Annotated in this window: 21 protein-coding genes and 1 tRNA gene; 8 read left to right on the top strand and 14 right to left on the bottom strand. The window is 67.5% G+C overall.

Annotation, left to right across the window (positions count from 1 at the left end):
* The 4 genes from AC0CH3_RS01835 to AC0CH3_RS01820 all read right to left on the bottom strand — a co-directional run bounded on the left by AC0CH3_RS01835 (position 1) and on the right by AC0CH3_RS01820 (position 5,084).
* A complete protein-coding gene (locus tag AC0CH3_RS01835; RefSeq protein ID WP_056015745.1) occupies positions 1 to 1,524 on the bottom strand; it encodes an XrtA system polysaccharide chain length determinant in 1,524 nt (507 codons plus the stop codon).
* Between the two features lie 13 nt (positions 1,525 to 1,537).
* Complete coding sequence (locus AC0CH3_RS01830; RefSeq protein WP_333994194.1) at positions 1,538 to 2,182, bottom strand: XrtA/PEP-CTERM system exopolysaccharide export protein; 645 nt, start codon at positions 2,180 to 2,182, stop codon at positions 1,538 to 1,540.
* Between the two features lie 140 nt (positions 2,183 to 2,322).
* Entirely contained in the window at positions 2,323 to 3,549 is a 1,227-nt protein-coding gene (locus AC0CH3_RS01825) for a pyridoxal-dependent decarboxylase, exosortase A system-associated (RefSeq protein ID WP_354301629.1), read from the bottom strand.
* The gene (locus AC0CH3_RS01820) at positions 3,546 to 5,084 is read right to left on the bottom strand and encodes an acyl-CoA ligase (AMP-forming), exosortase A system-associated (RefSeq protein WP_465237509.1); all 1,539 of its coding nucleotides are present in this window, start codon (positions 5,082 to 5,084) and stop codon (positions 3,546 to 3,548) included. The genes AC0CH3_RS01825 and AC0CH3_RS01820 overlap by 4 nt, the downstream gene beginning before the upstream one ends.
* A gap of 77 nt (positions 5,085 to 5,161) precedes the next feature.
* Between AC0CH3_RS01820 and AC0CH3_RS01815 the strand changes: the two genes are divergently transcribed.
* The 3 genes from AC0CH3_RS01815 to AC0CH3_RS01805 are packed head-to-tail and all read left to right on the top strand — an operon-like array spanning position 5,162 to position 6,917.
* Positions 5,162 to 5,440: an acyl carrier protein gene (locus AC0CH3_RS01815; protein ID WP_156350040.1), complete on the top strand. Its 279-nt coding sequence runs from the start codon at positions 5,162 to 5,164 to the stop codon at positions 5,438 to 5,440.
* An 11-nt stretch (positions 5,441 to 5,451) separates the two neighbouring features.
* The gene (locus tag AC0CH3_RS01810) at positions 5,452 to 6,114 is read left to right on the top strand and encodes an alpha/beta hydrolase family protein (protein ID WP_354301626.1); all 663 of its coding nucleotides are present in this window, start codon (positions 5,452 to 5,454) and stop codon (positions 6,112 to 6,114) included.
* Entirely contained in the window at positions 6,102 to 6,917 is an 816-nt protein-coding gene (locus tag AC0CH3_RS01805) for a hydrolase 1, exosortase A system-associated (RefSeq protein WP_354301624.1), read from the top strand. Before AC0CH3_RS01810 ends, AC0CH3_RS01805 begins: the two co-directional genes overlap by 13 nt.
* 276 nt (positions 6,918 to 7,193) lie before the next feature.
* Here the strand turns inward: AC0CH3_RS01805 and trxB are convergent, their stop codons facing one another.
* The gene (gene trxB / locus AC0CH3_RS01800) at positions 7,194 to 8,162 is read right to left on the bottom strand and encodes a thioredoxin-disulfide reductase (protein ID WP_354301622.1); all 969 of its coding nucleotides are present in this window, start codon (positions 8,160 to 8,162) and stop codon (positions 7,194 to 7,196) included.
* A 126-nt stretch (positions 8,163 to 8,288) separates the two neighbouring features.
* Here trxB and AC0CH3_RS01795 point away from each other — a divergent pair, with 126 nt between their 5' ends.
* The 3 genes from AC0CH3_RS01795 to fdhD are packed head-to-tail and all read left to right on the top strand — an operon-like array spanning position 8,289 to position 11,898.
* A complete protein-coding gene (locus AC0CH3_RS01795; RefSeq protein WP_465237508.1) occupies positions 8,289 to 10,577 on the top strand; it encodes an FdhF/YdeP family oxidoreductase in 2,289 nt (762 codons plus the stop codon).
* Positions 10,484 to 11,089: a molybdenum cofactor guanylyltransferase gene (gene mobA, locus AC0CH3_RS01790; protein ID WP_354301618.1), complete on the top strand. Its 606-nt coding sequence runs from the start codon at positions 10,484 to 10,486 to the stop codon at positions 11,087 to 11,089. The genes AC0CH3_RS01795 and mobA overlap by 94 nt, the downstream gene beginning before the upstream one ends.
* Positions 11,086 to 11,898, top strand: a complete 813-nt coding sequence (fdhD, locus tag AC0CH3_RS01785; RefSeq protein ID WP_354301616.1) for a formate dehydrogenase accessory sulfurtransferase FdhD — start codon at positions 11,086 to 11,088, stop codon at positions 11,896 to 11,898. The genes mobA and fdhD overlap by 4 nt, the downstream gene beginning before the upstream one ends.
* On the opposite strand, the gene AC0CH3_RS01780 is transcribed toward fdhD, so the two are convergent.
* The 4 genes from AC0CH3_RS01780 to AC0CH3_RS01765 all read right to left on the bottom strand — a co-directional run bounded on the left by AC0CH3_RS01780 (position 11,877) and on the right by AC0CH3_RS01765 (position 15,110).
* Positions 11,877 to 11,953: transfer RNA gene (locus tag AC0CH3_RS01780), tRNA-Met, on the bottom strand. The two genes, fdhD and AC0CH3_RS01780, sit on opposite strands and share 22 nt — an antisense overlap.
* A gap of 65 nt (positions 11,954 to 12,018) precedes the next feature.
* The gene (locus AC0CH3_RS01775; protein WP_354301614.1) at positions 12,019 to 12,534 is read right to left on the bottom strand and encodes a 2'-5' RNA ligase family protein; all 516 of its coding nucleotides are present in this window, start codon (positions 12,532 to 12,534) and stop codon (positions 12,019 to 12,021) included.
* A 2-nt stretch (positions 12,535 to 12,536) separates the two neighbouring features.
* Positions 12,537 to 14,468: a potassium transporter Kup gene (locus AC0CH3_RS01770; RefSeq protein ID WP_457326237.1), complete on the bottom strand. Its 1,932-nt coding sequence runs from the start codon at positions 14,466 to 14,468 to the stop codon at positions 12,537 to 12,539.
* 201 nt (positions 14,469 to 14,669) lie between these two features.
* Positions 14,670 to 15,110: an Lrp/AsnC family transcriptional regulator gene (locus tag AC0CH3_RS01765; protein ID WP_056015770.1), complete on the bottom strand. Its 441-nt coding sequence runs from the start codon at positions 15,108 to 15,110 to the stop codon at positions 14,670 to 14,672.
* A gap of 126 nt (positions 15,111 to 15,236) precedes the next feature.
* On the opposite strand from AC0CH3_RS01765, the gene ald reads away from it, so the two are divergent.
* Positions 15,237 to 16,343: an alanine dehydrogenase gene (gene ald / locus AC0CH3_RS01760; RefSeq protein ID WP_465237507.1), complete on the top strand. Its 1,107-nt coding sequence runs from the start codon at positions 15,237 to 15,239 to the stop codon at positions 16,341 to 16,343.
* A gap of 50 nt (positions 16,344 to 16,393) precedes the next feature.
* A complete protein-coding gene (locus AC0CH3_RS01755; RefSeq protein WP_056015776.1) occupies positions 16,394 to 16,612 on the top strand; it encodes a DUF3072 domain-containing protein in 219 nt (72 codons plus the stop codon).
* Between the two features lie 114 nt (positions 16,613 to 16,726).
* On the opposite strand, the gene AC0CH3_RS01750 is transcribed toward AC0CH3_RS01755, so the two are convergent.
* The 5 genes from AC0CH3_RS01750 to ccmE are packed head-to-tail and all read right to left on the bottom strand — an operon-like array spanning position 16,727 to position 20,646.
* Entirely contained in the window at positions 16,727 to 17,359 is a 633-nt protein-coding gene (locus AC0CH3_RS01750) for a tetratricopeptide repeat protein (RefSeq protein ID WP_354301608.1), read from the bottom strand.
* On the bottom strand, positions 17,359 to 17,766 hold the full coding sequence (locus tag AC0CH3_RS01745) for a cytochrome c-type biogenesis protein (protein ID WP_354302079.1): 408 nt from the start codon (positions 17,764 to 17,766) through the stop codon (positions 17,359 to 17,361). The genes AC0CH3_RS01750 and AC0CH3_RS01745 overlap by 1 nt, the downstream gene beginning before the upstream one ends.
* Positions 17,766 to 18,293 (bottom strand): redoxin family protein, encoded by a 528-nt coding sequence (locus AC0CH3_RS01740; protein WP_354301606.1) that lies wholly within the window; start codon positions 18,291 to 18,293, stop codon positions 17,766 to 17,768. Before AC0CH3_RS01740 ends, AC0CH3_RS01745 begins: the two co-directional genes overlap by 1 nt.
* Positions 18,290 to 20,203 carry a heme lyase CcmF/NrfE family subunit gene (locus tag AC0CH3_RS01735; RefSeq protein ID WP_465237506.1) on the bottom strand — a complete coding sequence of 638 codons (1,914 nt, stop codon included), beginning with the start codon at positions 20,201 to 20,203 and terminating at the stop codon, positions 18,290 to 18,292. The genes AC0CH3_RS01740 and AC0CH3_RS01735 overlap by 4 nt, the downstream gene beginning before the upstream one ends.
* Complete coding sequence (gene ccmE, locus AC0CH3_RS01730; RefSeq protein ID WP_333994225.1) at positions 20,200 to 20,646, bottom strand: cytochrome c maturation protein CcmE; 447 nt, start codon at positions 20,644 to 20,646, stop codon at positions 20,200 to 20,202. Before ccmE ends, AC0CH3_RS01735 begins: the two co-directional genes overlap by 4 nt.
* Positions 20,647 to 20,678 lie beyond the last annotated feature (32 nt).

The following is a 20,678-nucleotide window of genomic DNA, read 5'->3' as shown; positions in this document are numbered from 1 at the left end:
TCAGGCCGCGAGGCCACGCTGCAGGATCTCGACCCCCAGCAGCAATATATATGCACCGCCGAGCGCCGCCGTCCCGCCGAGGAACAGCTTCAGCTGCTTGGCGCGGTGATCCGATTGCGTCCGCGTGACGACTTCGCCGATCGACCCGATGACGGGCATCCCCGCGGTCCGCTCCAGCTTTGCGCTCGTCGGGAACGTCCCGCGGAGCTGGCCGAGCGCGAACGCCCCGCCGATTCCCGCGCCCAGACCTGCGATCAGCACCCCCGTCAGCAACAGCATCCGGTTCGGCGCGCTCGGCGTCTGCGGCGTCGTCGGCGGATCGATCACGCTGAACTTCACGCGATCGGTCTGCGACTGCGCCTGCCCGCGCAATGCGATCTGTTCGCGCTGCGTCAGCAACTGGTCATACTGGTCCTTGAGCACCTGGTAATCGCGGTCGATCGATCCCTGCTCGGCGGCGACCGTCGGGTCTTCGGACAGCTTGGCGTTGAGCTGCTCGAGATCACCCTGCAATTGGGCCTTGCGGATCCTCAGCGACGCGACTGCGGCCTGCTTGTCCGCCATCATCGCCTGCAACGACACGTAAAGCGGGTTCGGCGTCGACCCTGCCCCCGAGCCACCCGACAACGGCTCGCTCCGCGCGGCGGAGGTGGCCTGGGCGAGCTGCGCCTTCAGGGCGATCACGTCGGGATGGCTCTCCGTATAGCCCCGCGCCCGCGCATCCGCGAGCTGTCCCTGGATTGCCGACAGCCGCGCGCGTGCGGGTCCGGCGGTACCCGCGGTCCCGCCGCTGCCCGCGACCGACTGCGGCGTGCCCGCCATCTGCCCCTGCACCGCGGCAAGACCGGACTGCGCCGCCGCGAGGTCGCCATCGACCTGTGCCATCTGCGCACGCGACGCGCCGATCCGGTCACCGACCGATCCGGTGCCCGGCAGCGATCCCAGATACCGGTTCTGGAAATCCGCGCGCTTGGCCTCGGCGTCCTGCAATTGCTTCTGTCGCTGCTCGAGCTGCTTGTCGAGGAACGACAGGCTCTGGCTCGTGCTCGTCCGATCGCCCGCCAGATTGGCCTCGACGAAGATGTCGATCAGCTTCTGCGTGATCGTCCGCGCAAGCTTCGGGCTCGCGGCGGTCGTCGCGATCTCGAACAGATTGTCCTGCGCCGAGGTCACCTTGATGTTCTGCGCCAGGCTCGCGACGCGGTCGGCGACGTCGCGGTCGCTGGCGACCGTGTTGGCGAGATCGGTCCCGCGCACGACCTTCTCCAGATTGACCGCGGAGGTCAGCGTCTGGCGGATCGTGTCGATGCTCGTCTGGCTCGACGGCGTCGGCTGGTCCATGCTCGCAGGCAGTAGCGACTGCATCTGGACGAAGACGCGCGCACGCGATTCGTAGCGGCTCGGAATCTGCGACACGAACAGCCAGCCCAGCACGCACACGCCCCACGCCACCGCGAGCGCCAGCCAGCGTCGCGTCCAGATCGCGTGGAGCGCGACGCGCACCTCGTCGTAAATGCCGTTCATGCGATCACGTCCCTCAGAACATCGATTCGGGGATGATGATCACGTCGCCGGGCTCGAGCCTGACATTGGCTGACGAATCGCCCTTCTTCAGCAGGTTCGAGATCTGCAGCGAGAATTCGGTCTGCTTGCCGCTCGCGCGGTCGTACCGCACCAGCCGCGCCTTATTACCCGCGGCATATTGATTGAGCCCGCCCACCGCGATCATCGCGTCGAGCAGTGTCATGTTCGCGCGGTACGGGATCGAGGCGGGTTTTTCGGTCGCGCCGACGATGCGGACCTGCTGGCTGTATGTGCCGCTGAAATTCTCGACGATGACCGACACGATCGGGCTCTTAACATATTCGCCGAGCGCGATCTTCATGTCGTCGGCCAGCTGTGCCGGGGTCTTGCCGACCGCGGGCATGTCGTTGACCAGCGGCGTCGTGATCCGGCCATCGGGGCGGACCTGCACCTTCGACGACAGCTCGGGATTGCGCCAGACGAAGATGTTGAGCTGATCGAGCGGCCCGATCACATATTCCTCGCCCGGCAATTCCTTGTTCGCGACATAGGCCGCGGGCGGCAGCACGGGCCGGCTGCCGCCGCTCGTGCACGCACCGAGCGTCGACGCGGCGAGCCCCAGGATCGTCAGGGAACGGGATACGGGTCCGGAACGCATGGGCACTTATTCTCCTGGCGCCATACCGGCCGTCGGACGTCCGACAGCCGGCTAAACTCATGATCGGCTATGCAGGGAACAGGTGAAGATAGCGTTAGGAGCGCCCCGTAACCATGCTCCCCTCGGCGCGGTGGCTGGGGTTAGACTGGAGTAACGATCTCGCGCGCCGGAGGATGCCCGAGAAATGCCGCGGGGCTCGCGCTCGCGCCATAAGCGCCCGCCAGGAAGATCGCGACGAGGTCGCCGACCGCGACCGGCGGCAGCACGACCTTGTCGCCCAGCCTGTCGAGCGGCGTGCAGAGCGGCCCGACGACCGACACCGTGTCGGCGGCCGGATGCCCCATCCGCGTCGCCACCGCGATCGGATAATTGCGGCGCACGACCGTCCCGAAATTGCCGCTCGCCGCGAGCTGGTGGTTCAGCCCGCCATCGACCACGACGAAGGTCTCGCCTTGGCTCTGCTTCACGTCGATCACGCGCGTCAGGTAGACGCCCGCCTCCGCGACCAGCCACCGCCCGAGCTCGATCGCGAACCGCGTCTCGCGCAGGATCGCCGCGCGGTCGTCGAGCGCGGCGCGCAACGCTGCACCGACCCGCTCGACGTCGAGCGCAACGTCGCCCGCGAAATAAGGCACGCCGAACCCGCCCCCCAGGTTGACGAGCGGCGGCGCCACGGCAGCCTCTTCCGCCAGCCGCGCCGCGAGCGCGATCGTCGCCGCCTGCGTCTCGATGATCGCACCCGCATCGAGCGCCTGGCTGCCTGCATAGATGTGAAAGCCGCGCCAGTCCGCGCCGGCCGCGACGATCGCCCTCACCAGCGCGGCGGCCCGGACGGCATCGACCCCGAACGGCGATGCCCGTCCGCCCATCCGCATGCCCGATCCCCGCAGCTCGATATCGGGGTTCACGCGCACGGCCATTCGCGGCGCGATGCCCAGTCGCTCGCCGATCGCGAAGCCGCGTACCGCCTCGCCTTCCGACTCGACATTGAGCGTCGCCCCCGCGCGGATCGCCGCCGCCAGCTCGTCGTCGCGCTTGCCCGGTCCGGCGAAGCTGATCGCCGACGCGCGCTTGACGCCGAGCGCGGTCCCGAGTTCGCCGGCCGATGCGACGTCGAGTCCGTCGACCAGCGGCGCGATCGCCGCGAGCAGGTCGCCGTGCGGATTGGCCTTGATCGCATAATGCAGGTCGATCGCGGGCATCGCCGCGCGGAACCGCGCGATCCGGGCCGCAACGATCGCGCACTCGTACACGAAGAGTGGCGTATCGCCGGCCTGCGCGACCCAGTCCGCCGCCGACCGCCCGCCGATCACCAGCGGCCCATGCTGCTGCGCGAACTCAGGCGGAAATGCACCCATCGGCTTCATTGTGCGCCCTCCTTATCCGCGGCGGACCAGGACCTGACTTCAGCTGCGATGGCAGACCTGTCCAGCTTCCCATTGGCATTGCGCGGCAATTCGTGTCGCCACAGATACGCGCCCGGCTGCATGAAGCTCGGCAGCGCGGTCCGCAACCGCGTTCGCAATGCGGCCTCGCCTGACGCATCGCCCGCCAGCATCACGCTGATCGCCTGTCCCAGTCGCGCGTCCGGCACGCCGACCGCGACCGCTTCGTGCGCCTCGCCGCCGGCCAGAACCGCCTCTTCCACCTCGAGCGGGCTTATCCGGTTGCCCGCGCTCTTGATCATCTCGTCGTCGCGACCGACGAACCTGAGCAGGCCGTCCGCCCCCTCGATGACGGTATCGCCCGACCATACCGCCATTCCCGCGCTCGACCCGAGCGCCGCCGGCACGCGGCGGAAGCGCTGCGCCGTCCGCTCCGCATCGCGCCAATAGCCCTGCGCGACGAGCGGTCCCGCATGGACCAGTTCCCCCGTCTCGCCCGGCGCCGCACGCGTGCCATCGGGCTTCACGACCCAGACGTCGGCGAACGGGATTGCCCGCCCCATCGCGTCGGGATGCGAATCGATCAGCGACGGGTCGAGATAGGTCGACCGGAACGCCTCCGTCAGCCCGTACATCGCGTAGATGTCCGCAGCCGGAAACCGGGCGCGCAGCCCCCGGACCAGCCGCGGCGTCAGCGCACCGCCCGAATTGGTCAACCGCGCGAGCCGCGCCGCGGTCGCCGCCGGCCAGTTCGCCTCGAGCAGCTGCACCCAGAGCGGCGGCACGCCCGCGAGCGTCGTCGCCCCCACGCGTTCGACGGCCTTCACGACGTCGCGCGCGACCATGTAGTCGATCGGCGCCACCGATGCGCCCGCCGCCCAGGTCGATAAGAGCTGGTTCTGCCCATAGTCGAACGAGAGTGGCAGCACGCCCAGCACGCGGTCGGTGCGGTCGAGCTTCAGGTAGTGCGCGACGGAAATCGCACCCAGCCACAGATTCGCATGGCTCAGCATCACCCCCTTGGGACGCCCGGTCGATCCCGAGGTGTAGAGGATCGCGGCGAGCGTATCCGGATCGGCATCGGACGGACCCGGGCCCCCATCACGCTGTAGATCGAGCACTGCCTCGTCGACTGCTTTGCAGTTCATGGGCACGTCGCCCGGCTCGAGCGTCGCCGCCCGCGCGCCTTGCGTCACCAGCAGCGCCGCGCCGCTGTCGCCCAGGATATGCGCGACCTGCGCGCGCCGCAGCAGCGGATTGACCGGCACATGGACCAGCCCCGCGCGCGCCGCCGCGAGCGGCATCACGCAGGCGACCCGCGTCTTGGGCAACCAGGTCGCGACGCGCGCGCCCTTTGCCAACCCCTGCCCCGCGAGCCAGCCTGCGAGCGAACCGGCCGCGGTTTCGAGGTCGCGGAACGTCAACGTTCCCGCGCGGTCGATCAGCGCGACATCGTCGGGCGCACCACGCAGCGGGAGGTGATCGATCGGATACGGGACGGGGTCGAGCGGGATCATGATCCCCCCATAGCGCCAAGCCGTTGCCGAATTCACCCCCACAGGCTAGCGGGGCCGGGTTCGTAACGGTTCAGGCGATGCTCGTGATCTTCGAAGGCACTTCCCAAGTCGAAACGACGGTGCGCGCCGTCCTCGCCGACATTCTCGGCCTCGACGCCGGCCGAGTCGCCGCGTTCACCGCCGACACGCCGCTGTTCGGCGCGCTGCCCGAACTCGATTCGATGGCCGTGGCAAGCGTCCTGACCGAACTCGAGGACCGTCTCGCTATCCTGATCGAGGACGACGAGATCGACGGGGAAATGCTCGAGACGTTCGGCGCGCTCGTCCAGTTTGCCGCGCGCAAGGCGCTGGTCTAGCCTCCGCCGGGATGACCGGCGCGCGCTTCGACCATTATGACTGGGCCGGTGGGCGCGAGGCGACGTTGCGCTTCGGCCCCGATACCGGACCAATCGTCGTCGCCGCCCTGCCGCTGTTCGAGGAGGCGAACCGCACGCGCGCGTTCCTCGTCGATATCCTGCGCGCGCTGGCGGGGCGCGGCATCGGCAGCATCCTGCCCGACCTGCCCGGTACCGGCGAGAGCCTGGTCGAGACGCGCGACCTGCGGCTGGCCGATCTGCGCCAGGCCTTTGCCACGCTTGCCGGCACGCTTGACGCGCCGGTTTATGGGCTCACGATCCGCAGCGGTGCGCTCGTCGATCGCGACGCGCGCCTCGCCGGGCGGTGGCGGCTCGCACCGCAGACGGGCGGTGACCTTCTGCGCGAGCTGAACCGGATCCGCGCCGCGTCGACCATGCCCGACGAGGAGGATTACGCGGGCAACAGCCTGTCCGAGGCGCTGCTCGCCGATCTGCGCGACGCCGCACCGCATGCCGCGTCGCGAACGGTTCGACTCGAGACCGATCCGCGTCCCGCGAATGCGCGTTATCCCGGCGCGGCGCTGTGGCGGCGATCGGAGCCTGGCGGCGACGCGACGCTCGCGCAGGCGCTCGCTGCCGATGTGGCCGGGTGGATCGCCACATGCGCCGGCTGATCGCGGTCCCCTGCGAGGGCGAGACGCTGGTCGCGACGCTCGACGACGCCGCGGGCGCGACCGGGCTGCTGATCGTGTCGGGCGGCAACGAGATCCGCAGCGGCGCGCACCGCGGCATGGCGATGCTCGCACGGCGGCTGGCGGCGGGGGGCACGCCGGTGTTTCGCTACGACCGCCGCGGCGTCGGCGATTCGAGCGGCGAGAATGGCGGTTTTCTGTCGGCGCAGCCCGATCTGGTCGCCGCCGCCGCCGCGTTTCGCGCCGCCGCGCCGCACGTCACGCGGCTGGTCGGGTTCGGCAATTGCGACGCTGCGAGCGCACTCGCGCTGTTCGGAGCCGCGGCGGGGATCGACCGGCTGCTTCTCGCAAACCCCTGGGTGATCGCGCCGACCGACGACCTCCCCCCCGCCGCCGCGATCCGCGCGCGCTATGCGGCGCGCCTGCGCGATCCAGCCACCTGGGGACGCCTGCTCCGCGGCGGGATCGACCTACACAAGCTCGTCCGGGGTCTGTTGAAACTGTCGCGAGCGTCGGGGGAGGTCGAGGGCGATCTCGCGAGCCAAGTCTGCGGTGCGATCGACGGCTGGGCGGAGCGCGTCGTCATCCTGCTCGCGACCGGGGATGCGACTGCGCAGGTGTTTGCGGCGCGCTACCGCGGCGCGGCGCGGATCGTGCCGTTTGCCACCGGTTCGCACAGCTTTGCCGGTTCCGCCAATGCCGCTGAATTGGAGGCCGCGGTCAGGGAGGCGATCGCCTGCACGGACGATGCAGGCGCCGCCACCTGCTCCAGTTCGTCATCCTGACGAAAGTCAGGACCCAGGGTTACGGGCGGTGCCGTTCCTGGCTCTGGATCCTGACTTTCGTCAGGATGACGGAGGGTGGGATGGGACGCTGGCGCTTCCCCCGCCCGTCAGCCGGACGAAAGATGTGAGAGGAACACCGGCACCTCCCCACACTCGTCATCCTGACGAAAGTCAGGATCTAGGGTTACAGACGATGCCGTTCCTGGCTCTGGGTCCTGACTTTCGTCAGGATGACGGGTGGAGGGGCGCGGATCGGAAGGACGCACGCCCCCCCGCTTACTCCGCGGCTTCGGCCATTTCCGCGAATTCCGCCGCCGCGAGGAACCGCTCGGCGTCGAGCGCCGCCATGCAGCCCGTGCCCGCGGCAGTCACCGCCTGGCGATAGACCTTGTCGGCAACGTCGCCGCACGCGAACACGCCCTCGACGCTGGTCCGCGTCGAACCCGTCTCGACCGAGATATACCCGTCCGAATCGAGATCGATATGCCCGCGGAACAGCTCGGTCGCGGGGTGATGCCCGATCGCGACGAACCCGCCATCGACCGACAGCCGCGACCGCTCGCCCGTCACCGTGTCCTCGAGCTCCAGCGCGACCAGCCCCGCATTGCCGCCGCCGTCGACGAACTCGCGGACTTCCTTGTTCCACAGCACCGTCACGCCCTTGTGCGCGAACAGCCGCTCCTGGAGGATCTTCTCCGAGCGGAGCGAATCGCGGCGGTGGATCAGCGTCACGTCGGGCGAATGGTTGGTCAGGTACAGCGCCTCCTCGACCGCGGTATTGCCGCCGCCGATCACCGCAACCTTCTTGCCGCGGTAGAAGAACCCATCGCAGGTCGCACACGCGCTGACGCCCTTGCCCTTCATCGGCTCCTCGCTGTCGATGCCGAGCCACTTGGCCTGCGCACCTGTCGCAATGACGAGCGTCTCGCCCTCATACACGTCGCCGCTGTCGCCGGTCAGACGGAATGGCCGGCTGCTGACGTCGACCTTGACGATCGTGTCCCACATCATCCGCGTGCCGACATGTTCGGCCTGCGCCTGCATCTGCTCCATCAGCCACGGACCCTGGATGACGTCCTTGAAGCCGGGATAATTCTCGACATCCGTCGTGGTGGTCAGCTGGCCGCCCGGCTGGATGCCCTGAACGACGATCGGCGCCATCCCGGCACGCGCGCCATAGATCGCGGCCGACAGCCCGGCGGGCCCCGAACCGAGGATGAGCATGCGGGTGGTATGCGTCGTCATTCTGATATCCTTGGAGAGTCAGACGTCATCTAGGCGATCAACCGTGTGATTTGAACCATCGACAGAACGCTTTGGCCTGCATCGAAACCATTCGCGCTTCGTTGAAGGAGGAAATCGGAGATTATGATGAGCGAACACCGCACGATTGAGATCGAGGATTACACGGCACCCGCAGGTGGCTGGGGATCGATGAAATCACTCATCGAGATATCCGCGCGCGAAAAGGTCGGTCCCGAAGTCGTCCGCGAACTCGCACGCCAGAACAAGCCCGACGGCTTTGCCTGCGTCAGCTGCGCCTGGGGCAAGCCCGCGCACCCGCACGTCGCGGAATTCTGCGAGAATGGTGCGAAGGCGACCGCATGGGAGCTGACATCGTTCCGCGTGACGCCAGCGTTTTTCCAGGAGCATACGGTCAGCGAATTGCTCGGCTGGAAGGATTACGACCTCGAACAGGCCGGGCGCCTCACGCATCCGCTGAAATACGACGCCGCGACCGACAAATATGTCGCGTGCAGCTGGGACGAAACGTTCGCCGGGATCGGCGCGAAGCTCAAGACCTACGACCCCACCAAGGTCATCTTCTACGCGTCGGGCCGCGCCAGCCTCGAGACCTCGTACATGTATAGCCTGCTTGCACGGATGTACGGCAGCCAGAACCTGCCCGACAGTTCGAACATGTGCCACGAGACGACGTCGGTTGGGCTGAAGTCCGCGATCGGTTCCGCGGTCGGCACGATCCATCTGACCGACTACGAGAAGTGCGACGCGATTTTCTACTTCGGGCAGAATCCCGGCGTGAACAGCCCGCGGTTCCTCCACCCGTTGCGCGATTGCGCGAAGCGCGGTGTCGAGATCGTCGTCTTCAATCCGCTGAAGGAGCGCGGCCTCGAGAAATTCCAGGATCCGCAGAACCCGATCGAGATGGTCACCGGCAAGTCGACGCCGATCGCATCACAATATCATCAGGTGAAGACCGGCGGCGACGTCGCCGCGATCATGGGGATGTGCAAATATCTGATCGAGGCGGACGACAGGGCGAAGCAGATCAACACGCTGCCCGTGCTCGATCACGCGTTCATTGCCGAGCATACGACGCGGTTCGAGGATTTCGCGAATTCGGCACGTCAGACCGACTGGGCGACGATCGAGCATGAGAGCGGCCTGCCTCGTGCGGATATCGAGGCAGCGGCGAAGGTCTATGCCAAGTCGAAGGCGGTCATCGCGGTCTATGGCATGGGTCTGACCCAGCATGTCGGCGGCATCGACAACGTCCACATGGTCGTCAACCTGATGCTGTTGCGCGGGAATATCGGCAAGCCGGGCGCGGGCATGGGGCCGGTGCGCGGCCATTCGAACGTGCAGGGACAGCGTACCGTCGGCATTACCGAGAAGCCCGAACTCGCCCCGCTCGATCTGCTCGCCGAGCAATATGCCTTCGAGCCCCCGCGTGAGAAGGGCTGGGACACGGTCGCCTCGTGCGAGGCGGTCCTCGACGGCAGCGCACAGGCGTTCATCGGGCTCGGCGGCAATTTCGTCCGCGCCATCCCCGACCATGCGACGATGGAGCCCGCATGGGGCGGTCTCGACCTGACCGTCCACATCGCGACCAAGCTCAACCGCTCGCACCTCCTGCCCGGCCAGACCTGCTACCTGCTCCCGTGCCTCGGCCGGATCGAGACCGACATGCAGGCGACCGGCCCGCAGAGCGTATCGATCGAGGATTCGTTCAGCCAGATCTACGGGTCGAAGGGCAAGGCGACGCCTGCCGCGGAGACCTTGCTGTCCGAACCCGCGATCGTCGCCGGGATTGCCAAGGCCACGCTCGCGCCCAACCCGAAGCTCGACTGGGACACGTGGGTTGGCGACTATGGCCATGTCCGTGATGCGATCGAGGTGTCCTATCCCGACATGTTCGGCAACTTCAACGCGCAGATGTTCACCCCCGGCGGCTTCTGGAAGGGCGTCCCCGCGGCGCACCGCGAATGGAAAACCGACAGCGGCAAGGCCGAATTCAACGTCCCCCAGTCGCTCAACGTGACCGGGTTCGAGGAGAGCGAAGGCCGCTTCCGCCTGATGACGCTGCGGTCGAACGATCAGTTCAACACCACGGTCTATGGCTATCACGACCGGTTTCGTGGCGTGAAGGGCACGCGCGACATCGTCTTCATGAACGCCAAGGACATCGCACGGCTCGGCATCGCCGATGGCGACGATGTCGATCTGGTCGGTGATGCAGGGTCGAACGCGGACCGGCGCCTTGGCAAGCTGAGGGTCGTCGAATATTCGATTCCGGAAGGCTGTGTCGGGGCCTATTATCCCGAGTGCAACCTGTTGATGCCGGTCTCGCATCACGCGCGCGAAAGCCATGTTCCCGCCGGCAAGTCGGTGCCCGTCCGGATCGAGAAATCGCGCTGACGCAGGACACCATCCTCGGCGTCGTCCTGGCGGGCGGGCAGTCCTCGCGCTTCGGGTCGGACAAGGCCCAGGCGCTGTTCGGTGACCGGCCGCTTGCGCATCACGCAGGAAACCTGTTGCGGCCCTATGTGGCGGACGTCGTCATCGCGGGGATCGGCGGCACCATCGTCGACCTGCCCGAGCCCGGGCTCGGGCCGCTTGGCGGGATAGCGGGCGCACTCGACCATGCCGCGACGCTGGGGTTCACCTCGGTCATCACGATCGCCTGCGACATGCCGGTGCTGCCCGACGGCCTGCTCGCGGCACTCGCGCGTCGTGCGCCCGCCTATTGCAACGATGCGCCCGTGCTGGGCCACTGGCAGGCCGCGTTCGCCGCACATCTGCTCGCGCATATCCAACGAACGCCGCGCCGGTCCGTGCGCGGCTGGGCCGAGGCGATCGGCGCGTTGCCGATCATCGCCGCGGGCCCGGTCCCCAACGTCAACACGCCGGCCGACATGGCCGCACTATGACCGTCTCGCGGACCCAGCCGACCACGATCCTGCGCCCCGATTCGCAGACTCGCGGCGAACGCACGATTGCGGTCGAGGTCCCGGTCGCCATCGAGGTCGACGGGCTCGGCTATGCGGTGATGATGATGACGCCCGCCGACCTGGCCGAGTTTACCACCGGGTTCCTCCTGACTGAACGTCTTGCTGACGCTGCCGACGACGTGCGCGACATCGACGTGTTCGAGGCGGAGGCGGGCTGGATCGTCCGCGTCGGTCTGTCCGACCGGTGCAAGGGGCGAATTCATGACCGCGTCCGCCACCGCACCAGCGACACGAGTTGCGGGCTGTGTGGCATCTCCGGGCTCGAACAGCTCCGCAAACCTGTCAGGACCACCCCGCCCCGCCCGGAGGCGTCGGTAGAGGCGCTGTTCGCTGCGCTGGCGGGGCTACGCGCGCATCAGCCGCTCAACGCCGCGACAGGAGCGATCCATGCCGCCGCCGCGTGCGACCGGTCAGGAGACGTGCTGGCCGCCTATGAGGATGTCGGCCGCCACAATGCGCTCGACAAGCTCGTCGGCGGGCTGGCGATCCGGCCGACCGAGCCGCCCGCCTTCATCCTCGTCACGTCGCGGATCAGCTTCGAGATGGTCGACAAGGCGCTGGTCGCAGGCGTGGCAATGCTGGTGGGAATTTCCGCACCGACCAGTCTCGCGATCGATCATGCGCGGGCGCACGGCCTGACGCTGCTCGCGCTCGCCCGGAGCGACGCGATCCTGGTCGTCAACGATCCGTTCGGCGTGTTTGAAAATGGTAGCGAAGGAGGGACTTGAACCCCCGACCCCAGGATTATGATTCCCGTGCTCTAACCAACTGAGCTACTTCGCCGTACCGTCTGCAGGAGCGCGTTCGTCCCTGCGAGGCGCGGCCTATAGGAAGCGGATTCGAGGCGGTCAAGCAAACATGTGCCGGGAAATCGCTTCCCAGGGTCCGCCGCGGTACCACCACGCACCCAGACCGGCGATCTCGACGTCCCGCGATACGAAATCACGCTGCAGGTTGCCGAGCAGCAGCTTGGCGACCGACGGATTGACCTTGTTCTGGATCGTGACGTGCGGACGCCATCCGCCCGCGTCCTGCGGCGTCAGCATCCCCGTGAACGCATCCGCCAGCCGCGCGCGGATCCCGACCAGTTCGGGCGATTCGATCCGGTAGGCGACGCCGCGCCCCAGCGACATCAGCCCGCCGATCCGCGCCCGCGGTGCTGGCAGCCCGCGCGTCTCCTGGTTCAGCCGGTGCTTCAGCTCGTCGAGCCCTGACGGTGGCAGGTGGTGGAACAGCGTCAGGTGCGAATCGAGCTGGTTGCGCTCGGGCGGAAAATGCTCGCGGCGCATCGCGTCGAAAAACGCCGTGTCCTGCCGCCCGAACAGCGCCGTCACGATGATCGGCGCAGGCACTATCTCGGTCATGGTCAAATCTCGATCTGGCTGCCGAGTTCGACCACGCGGTTGGTCGGCAGGCGGAAGAATTCCATCGCGCTTTCGGCGTTGCGCAGCATCCACGCGAACAGCTTCTCGCGCCAGATCATCATCCCCGGCTTGTCCGACGCGAGCAGCGTCTGCCGCGACAGGAAGAAGCTGGTGTCCATCATCTTGAAGTCCGCACCGCAGCTATGGACCTGGCGCAGCGCCGCGGGGACGTCGGCATCCTCCATGAAGCCATAGCGCAGGATCAGCCGGTGGAAGCCGTCACCCAGCTCCTCGCGCACCGCCCGGTCATGCGCCGGCCAATAGGGCTGGCCGACGATCTTGACGGTCAGCAGGATCACGCGCTCGTGCAGTACCTTGTTGTGCTTGAGGTTGTGGAGCAGCGCGTGGGGCACCCCGTCCGAGGTCGAGGTCATGAAGACCGCAGTGCCCGGCACGCGCGACGCCGAACCGGCCGCGGAGCCGATGAACACCTTGATCGGCATCGCCGCCTCGCGCATCCGGTCGATCATCAGCTGCCGCCCCTTCGACCACGTCGTCAGGAAGGTGAAGATGATGAGGCCGATCAGCAGCGGGAACCAGCCGCCGTCGGGCACCTTGGTCAGGTTCGCGGCCAGATAGGCGCCGTCGACGGTGAAGAAGATCGCGAGCAGTGGAATCGCGGCGATCTTCGGCCAGTTCCACAGCCGGAACAGCACGACGCCGAGCAGGCAGGTGTCGATCAGCATCGCCCCCGTCACCGCGATGCCGTAAGCGCTGGTCAGGTTCGACGAGGTGCGGAAGAACAGCACCAGCAGGATCACCATCACCATCAGCGCGCCGTTGACCAGCGGGATGTAGATCTGGCCCGCGGTCGCGGCACTGGTATGCTCGATTCGCAGCCGCGGGATGAAGCCGAGCTGGATCGCCTGCTGCGTGACCGAGAACGCACCCGAGATCACCGCCTGCGATGCGATCACCGCGGCCATCGTCGCAAGGATCACGAGCGGAAGCTGGAGGCTTTCGGGCGCGAGATTGTAGAACGGGCTGACGAGCGCCGCCTGCCCGTCGCGGAACAGCAGCGCGCCCTGCCCCATGTAATTGAGGATCAGCGCGGGAAGCACGAAGAACAGCCAGGAAATGCCGATCGGCCGGCGGCCGAAATGCCCCATGTCCGCATAGAGCGCCTCCGCGCCGGTCACCGCGAGCACGACCGAGCCGAGCGCGAGGAAGGCGCGGGTCGGGTCGATCAGGAAGAACTCGACCGCATAATGTGGCGAGAACGCCCAGAGCACGCCCGGCGTCTGGATGATGCTGAGGATGCCGAGCACGGCGATGACGCTGAAATACACCAGCATGATCGGCCCGAACACCATGCCGATCCGCGCGGTCCCGCTCTTCTGGACCCAGAACAAGGCGATCAGGATCGCGATCACGATCGGCAGGACGAGCCCGCCGAAGCTCGGTGCCGCGACCGCAAGCCCCTCGACCGCGGACAGCACCGACACCGCGGGCGTGATCATGCTGTCGCCGTAGAACAGCGCGGTCGCGAAGACGCCGAGCAGGATGATCCCCTTGCTCCATCGCCGCGTCTTGGTCTTGCCCGAGACGAGCGCAAGCAGCGCGAGACTGCCGCCCTCGCCCTTGTTGTCCGCGCGCATGATGATGATGACGTATTTCACCGTCACGACGATCATCATCGACCAGAACATCAGGCTGATGACGCCCATGATGTGCGCCGAATCGAGCGCGAGCTTGTGGTGGCCGGCAAAGGTCTCGCGGAACGCGTAGAGCGGGCTCGTGCCGATATCGCCGAACACGATGCCGATCGCCCCGAAGGCGAGCTTGAGCATGCCGTCCGAATGATGGTGGCCGGTATCCGGATCAAGGCCGGCGGGGGGCACGGTCGAAGCCGCGGCGGTCTGGTCGACGCTCACTGGACGGTGAATCGACCCGGAAGTGCAGCAATCATCATCGAATGTCCGATTTCACCCTGTGCCCCAAGCGCGCGCATTTAGCATGCACGTCAGGGGGCGGCAACGGCACCGCCGGCAACGTGGATTAACCGCTGCTGATCATGAGCCGCCACTCCCCGAGCCGGTTGCGATGCATTTTGCGCCCGTCTGGGCGTCGAACCGTCAGCGCGTGATCACCTCGCGAATCACGAAGTGCGACGCCAGCCGCGTGACGCCCGGCAATTGCGACAGCGTCTCGCGGTGGATGCGTTCGAACGTCTCGCCCTGCCGTATCTCGACGTGCAGCATATAATCGGCCTCGCCGCTCATCAGGAAACACTGCACCACCTGCGGGCAACGCACGATCTCCGCTTCGAAGGCCGCCATCGTCTCCTTGCGCTGGTCGCGGAGCGTCACGTTGACGAGGACGATGCTGGGATCGCCGCGCGCCGCGCGCGACAGTACCGCGCGATACCCGCTGATCGCACCGCTTTCGCGCAGTTGCGCCACCCGGCGATGCGCCGCGCTCGCGGACAGCCCGACCGCCTCGCCAAGCTCCGCACTCGTCAGATCCGAATTTGCTGCCAGCAGGTCGAGGATCCTGCGCTCGATCGAATTGGTCACAAATCTTGCGCCGCGACGTCGCTAATCACACAAATCATGCGTTTGACGTAGCCGACCGGGACATGTTTGCGAACCCTTCCCGCGCGAAGCAGCGTAAAAGGCGCGCAAACATAAGGAGTGGAAGCAATGCGTGTCGGTGTCCCCAAGGAAATCAAGAATCACGAATATCGCGTCGGCCTGACCCCGCCATCGGTCGCCGAGCTGGTCGCCGCAGGCCACGAGGTCGTCGTCGAGTCTCAGGCCGGGTCGGGCATCGACTTCGAGGACCAGGATTATGTCGACGCGGGTGCGACCATCCTCCCCGACGCGAAGTCGGTCTTCGCCGCCGCGGACATGATCGTGAAGGTCAAGGAGCCGCAGCCGGTCGAGATCGCGATGCTCGAACCGCGCCACCTGCTCTTCACCTATCTCCACCTCGCCGCCGACAAGCCGCAGGCCGAAGGGCTGATGAAGTCCGGCGCGACCTGCATCGCGTACGAGACCGTCACCGACCATCGCCGCGGCCTGCCGCTGCTCAAGCCGATGTCCGAAGTCGCGGGCCGCATGTCGGTGCAGGTCGGTGCGCATTATCTCGAAAAGGAACAGGGCGGACGCGGCGTCCTGCTCGGCGGCGTCCCCGGTGTCGCGCCCGCCAAGGTCGTGATCCTCGGCGGCGGCGTGTCGGGCGTCAACGCCGCGCAGATGGCGGTCGGCATGCGCGCCGACGTGACGATCTACGACATCTCGAACGATCGCCTCGCCGAACTCGACATGTTCTTCTCGAGCCAGATCAAGACCGCCTATGCCTCGAAGGCCGCGATCGCGGCGGCGGTGAAGAACGCGCATCTCGTGATCGGTGCGGTGCTTGTCCCCGGCGCGGCAGCGCCCAAGCTCGTCACGCGCGAGATGCTCAAGACGATGAAGCGCGGCTCGGTCCTCGTCGACATCGCGATCGATCAGGGCGGCTGCTTCGAGACGAGCCATGCGACCACGCATGAGGATCCCGTGTTCGAGGTCGACGGCGTGATCCATTACTGCGTGGCGAACATGCCGGGCGCGGTCGCGCGTACGTCGGCGTTCGCGCTCAACAACGCGACGCTCCCGTTCGCACTGAAGCTCGCGAACCTGGGTGCGGAGGCGGCGATGAAGGCCGACCCGCATCTCGCCAACGGCCTCAACGTCTACAAGGGCAAGATCGCCTACAAGGCGGTCGCGGATGATCTGGATCTACCTTACGAAGCGTGGTCGAATTAACCGGGAACGGATGCGGAACACGGGTGTTGGACAGGGGAAAGGAATTTCCGATGTCCGACACCCCGAACCCCAAGTCCGAGCCCTTTTCGAACGCCGAGAAGGATCCGCACGACTGGACCACCGGCGACGAAAAGATGACCGGCGCACAGGCGAGCTATCTCAAGACGCTTTCCGAGGAAGCGCATGAGGAATTCGACGAGACGTTGAGCAAGGCCGATGCCTCGCTCAAGATCGACGAACTCCAGGGCAAGACCGGCCGCGGCCAGTAACGGCTCGCGCGGAGGAGAGATCGGACGCGATGCGCCGATCTCTCCTCGTCTCCCCCTAATTCTCCAAACCGCCCTGACGAACGTCGGGCCTCAAGGACCGCCACCCCGCAACCATCAAGATCGCGTCGTTTGGGCCTCCAGCAGCCGGTCGAGCAGCGCCAGCCGCGTGGCAATCGCATCATGGTAGGAAATCCGCGCCGGCGTCAGCGCCAGCGCCCGCGCCCAATACGGCCGCGCCGCCGCGAAATCGCCCGCACGCACATAGGCCAGTCCCAGAAAGAACGGTGGCGCCGGATGTCTCGGCGCCAATCGCGTCGCCTGCTGGAACGCGAACAGCGCGGCCGACGATACCTGGTTGCCGTCATGCGCGGCGAGCGCGTTGCCGAGGCCGGTCCACAACACCACGCTGCGCGGCGCGATGCGGATTCCGCCGAGTAGCACCCGCACCGCCGCGCGGCGGTCACCGAGCCGCGTCATCGCATCCGCTGCGACCAGATACGCTGCCGCCCCGGTATACCGCTCGAGCATCTGGTCGCGCAGTTCGATCGTCGCGCCGTCGTCGGGCGTCGGCGCGAGTCCGCCGATCACCGGCTGCCCCGCAAGGCCGGGCCGGCCCTGCAGCGCATAGCCCGCCGCGCCCAGCATCAGCGCGGACGCGACCATCGACCACAGCATCCGCTCGACCTTGAGCAGCGCGAGAACGCCGAACGCCGCGGCCGCGATCGCCGCCAGCATGACCCAGCCCATCAGCGCGCCCTCCGACGAAAACTCGACCGCGCGACCCAGATCCCGGCGAGCAACAGCGCGATCGGCGCCAGCCACAACGGCCAGGTCAGTGCCGACAGCGGCGGGTCATAGGTGACGTAATCGCCATACCGCGACACCAGCCACGCGCGGATCGATGCGGGTGCCTCGCCCCTGTCGATCCGTTCGCGGACCAGCGCGCGCATGTCGGCCGCCATGTCGGCGTCGCTGTCGGCGATCGACTGGCCCTGACAGACCAGGCACCGCAGCGTTTCCATCAGGGCCTTCGCGGAGGCTTCCTTGGCGGGATCGGCGAGCTGGACATTGGCATAGGGCGCCGGCGGGGTGACCGGCTGCGCGGTGGCAGGCGCGGCGAGCAGCAACAGCACCGTCGAGACACGACCCCGCATCACCGCGCCGCCCTGACGGCCTGGACGATCTCGTCGACCTGCTCGGGCCGGATGTCGCCGATGATCTGCTTCACGACGATCCCGCGGCCGTCGACGACGAAGGTCTCGGGGACGCCCGACGATCCCAGCGCCATCTGGACGCGGCTCGCCGAATCGCTGCCGATCCGCGCATAGGGATCACCGTTGCGCGCGAGAAAGCCCGTGATCGCCGGCCCCGTGTCCCGGACCGCGATCGCGTCGATCGGCACGCCCGCCGCCTTCAACCGCATCAATTGCGGCGCTTCTGCAATACACGGCACGCACCAGCTCGCGAACACGTTGAGCAGTCGCGGCTGTCCCTGCCTGAACGTCGCAGCGCTCAGCCCCGGCTTGCCCGCGACCATCGCCGGCAGCGCGAAGTCGGGGACGGGCTTGCCGACCATCGCCGAGCGCACGACCGTTTCGCCGGGCTTCACCAGCCCGCTGATCACGACGACGAACACCAGCGCGAAGATCGCCAGCGGCGCCCACAAGGCGACGCGCTTCACGCCCACTCCGCCCGCAGCGACGTACGGCGTTCACGCCGCACGCGTCCGATCAGCGACAGCATCCCGCCGAGCGCGATCAGCACCCCGCCGAACCAGATCAGAGTCACGAACGGCTTCCACCACAGACGCAACTGCCAGCGTCCCTGCGCGTCGGGCTGGCCGAGCACCGTATAGAGCTGCCCGTCGAGCGCGGTCAGGATCGCGGACTCGTTGGTGCTCGTCGGTGGATTGGCAAAGAACCGTAATTGCGGGTGCAGCACGCGCGTCTTCGTGCCGCGGACCACGGACAGACGTGCCTCGAGCGCCGACCAGTTGTCGCCGATCACCGGCGAGATCCCGTCGAGCGTGACCTGGTACGGTCCAACCCGCGCCGGCTCGCCCGCGCGTACCGCGACCAGCGTCTCCTTCGTGAACGCGCTGTCCGACGCCATGCCGGCAAGGCTGACCGCGATGCCGAGATGCGCGATGACCATGCCGTAGGTGAACAGCGGCGTGCGGCGCAGGTTGCGCTTCCACAACGGCGCGACGCTCGCCACGGCGAGTCCGGCGGCCAGCGACAGCCCCGCCCAGGCCAGCACGCCCGGCCAGACGAACATCAGCGTGATCGCGGCAGCCACCGTCGCGCCGATCGGCAGCGCCATCCGCGCGATCACCGCACGAGCGTCGTCGCGTCGCCAGCGGAGCAGCGGCCCCGCCGCCATCACTGCGACGAGCAGCAGCGCGATCGGTCCTGCCGCCTTGTTGAAGAACGGCGGCCCGACCGAGAGCTGCACGCCGAAGCTCGCCGCGACAATCGGATAGAGCGTCCCGATCAGCACGATTCCGAGGATCACCGACAACAACAGGTTGTTGGCGACCAGCCCGCCCTCGCGGCTGACGGGGTCGAACGTCGTGCCCGCACGGACGGTGCCGATCCGCGCAGCGAACAGCGCGAGCGCACCGCCGATATAGATTGCCAGCAGCGCAAGGATGAACGCGCCGCGCTCCGGATCGACCGCGAACGCGTGCACGCTCGTCAGGATGCCCGACCGGACCAGGAACGTCCCGATCATCGACATCGAGAATGCGACCACCGCGAGCATCACCGTCCACGCGCGCAGGCCGTCGCGCGTCGCCAGCACGGTCACCGAATGGAGCAATGCCGTCGCCGCGAGCCACGGCATCAGCGACGCGTTCTCGACCGGGTCCCAGAACCACCAGCCGCCCCAGCCGAGCTCGTAATAGGCCCAGTAGCTGCCAGCGGTGATCCCGAGCGTCAGGAATATCCAGGCGATCAGCACCCAGGGCCGCATCGCCCTGGCAAATGCCGGCCCGACGTCGCGCGTCACGAGGGCGCCGACCGCGAACGAGAACGCGACCGACAGCCCGACATAGCCGGCGTACAGCGTTGGCGGGTGGAACGCCAAACCGGGGTCCTGCAACAGCGGGTTGAGCCCCAGCCCGTCGGGCGCCGCCGGGCTCAGCCGCGCGAACGGGTTCGACGAGAACAGCAGGAACGCATAGAATCCGAGCGCGATCACCGCCTGCGCGCCCAGCGTCGCGGTCAGGGTCCGCTCCGCCAGCGATCGCTCGAAGATCGCGACCGCGCCCCCCGCCAGCCCCAGGATCGTCACCCAGAGCAGCATCGAGCCCTCGTGATTCCCCCAGGCGCCCGCGAACTTGTACAGCCACGGCTTGGCCGAATGGCTGTTCTCGACGACGAGCTTCACCGACATGTCCGACCGCAGGAACAGCCAGATCAGCAAGACCATCGCCAGCGCCGACAACAGACCCTGGACGATCGCGACCGGCCGCACCGCTGCCGACACGTCGTCGCGGTTCCGTGCGATCCCGATTGCCGCCATGGCCAGCTGCAACGCCGCCAGCGCGCCCGCGAACCAGAGCGCGGCAAGGCCTGCTTCAGCAATCACGGCGTCTGGTCCGTCACCAGCGTCTTGGTCTCGTGCATCTTGCCTGCCATTTCGGGCGGCATGTATTTCTCGTCGTGCTTGGCGAGCAGATTGGACGCGACGAAGCGACCGTCGGGCTCGAACCGGCCCTCGGCGACGACGCCCGACTTTTCGCGGAACAAATTGGGGACGATGCCGGCGAACACCACCGGTGTCGTCGCCGCGCCATCGGTGACGGTGAAATGCACCGTGACGCCGTCGGCTGCACGCTTGACCGAGCCGTCCTCGACCATGCCGCCAAGCCGAACCGCGCGCCCCAGCGGGATCCCGTCACGCCGCACGTCCGACGGCGCATAGAAGAACGCCGCCTGATCCTTGAGCGCCGACAGCGCGAGCAGCCCCGCGACGACGACCGCACCCAGCGCGAGCAGCGCCAGCGTCAGCCGCTGATGCTTGGCCTTCATCGCTCCGCCTTCCGCATCGCAAGATAGCTCAG

The organism is Sphingomonas sp. AC449, from assembly GCF_979253475.1.
Note: the sequence above shows the minus strand (reverse complement) of the source record. Positions and strands in the feature narration are given on the sequence as shown.

What these genes read in the sequence shown, in the direction of transcription:
- AC0CH3_RS01835 (WP_056015745.1), bottom strand. Translation starts at nt 1,524, where the DNA reads ATGAACGGCATTTACGACGAGGTGCGCGTCGCGCTCCACGCGATCTGG.
- AC0CH3_RS01830 (WP_333994194.1), bottom strand. Translation starts at nt 2,182, where the DNA reads ATGCGTTCCGGACCCGTATCCCGTTCCCTGACGATCCTGGGGCTCGCC.
- AC0CH3_RS01825 (WP_354301629.1), bottom strand. Translation starts at nt 3,549, where the DNA reads ATGAAGCCGATGGGTGCATTTCCGCCTGAGTTCGCGCAGCAGCATGGG.
- AC0CH3_RS01820 (WP_465237509.1), bottom strand. Translation starts at nt 5,084, where the DNA reads ATGATCCCGCTCGACCCCGTCCCGTATCCGATCGATCACCTCCCGCTG.
- AC0CH3_RS01815 (WP_156350040.1), top strand. Translation starts at nt 5,162, where the DNA reads ATGCTCGTGATCTTCGAAGGCACTTCCCAAGTCGAAACGACGGTGCGC.
- AC0CH3_RS01810 (WP_354301626.1), top strand. Translation starts at nt 5,452, where the DNA reads ATGACCGGCGCGCGCTTCGACCATTATGACTGGGCCGGTGGGCGCGAG.
- AC0CH3_RS01805 (WP_354301624.1), top strand. Translation starts at nt 6,102, where the DNA reads ATGCGCCGGCTGATCGCGGTCCCCTGCGAGGGCGAGACGCTGGTCGCG.
- trxB (WP_354301622.1), bottom strand. Translation starts at nt 8,162, where the DNA reads ATGACGACGCATACCACCCGCATGCTCATCCTCGGTTCGGGGCCCGCC.
- AC0CH3_RS01795 (WP_465237508.1), top strand. Translation starts at nt 8,289, where the DNA reads ATGAGCGAACACCGCACGATTGAGATCGAGGATTACACGGCACCCGCA.
- fdhD (WP_354301616.1), top strand. Translation starts at nt 11,086, where the DNA reads ATGACCGTCTCGCGGACCCAGCCGACCACGATCCTGCGCCCCGATTCG.
- AC0CH3_RS01775 (WP_354301614.1), bottom strand. Translation starts at nt 12,534, where the DNA reads ATGACCGAGATAGTGCCTGCGCCGATCATCGTGACGGCGCTGTTCGGG.
- ald (WP_465237507.1), top strand. Translation starts at nt 15,237, where the DNA reads ATGCGTGTCGGTGTCCCCAAGGAAATCAAGAATCACGAATATCGCGTC.
- AC0CH3_RS01755 (WP_056015776.1), top strand. Translation starts at nt 16,394, where the DNA reads ATGTCCGACACCCCGAACCCCAAGTCCGAGCCCTTTTCGAACGCCGAG.
- AC0CH3_RS01750 (WP_354301608.1), bottom strand. Translation starts at nt 17,359, where the DNA reads ATGGGCTGGGTCATGCTGGCGGCGATCGCGGCCGCGGCGTTCGGCGTT.
- AC0CH3_RS01745 (WP_354302079.1), bottom strand. Translation starts at nt 17,766, where the DNA reads ATGCGGGGTCGTGTCTCGACGGTGCTGTTGCTGCTCGCCGCGCCTGCC.
- ccmE (WP_333994225.1), bottom strand. Translation starts at nt 20,646, where the DNA reads ATGAAGGCCAAGCATCAGCGGCTGACGCTGGCGCTGCTCGCGCTGGGT.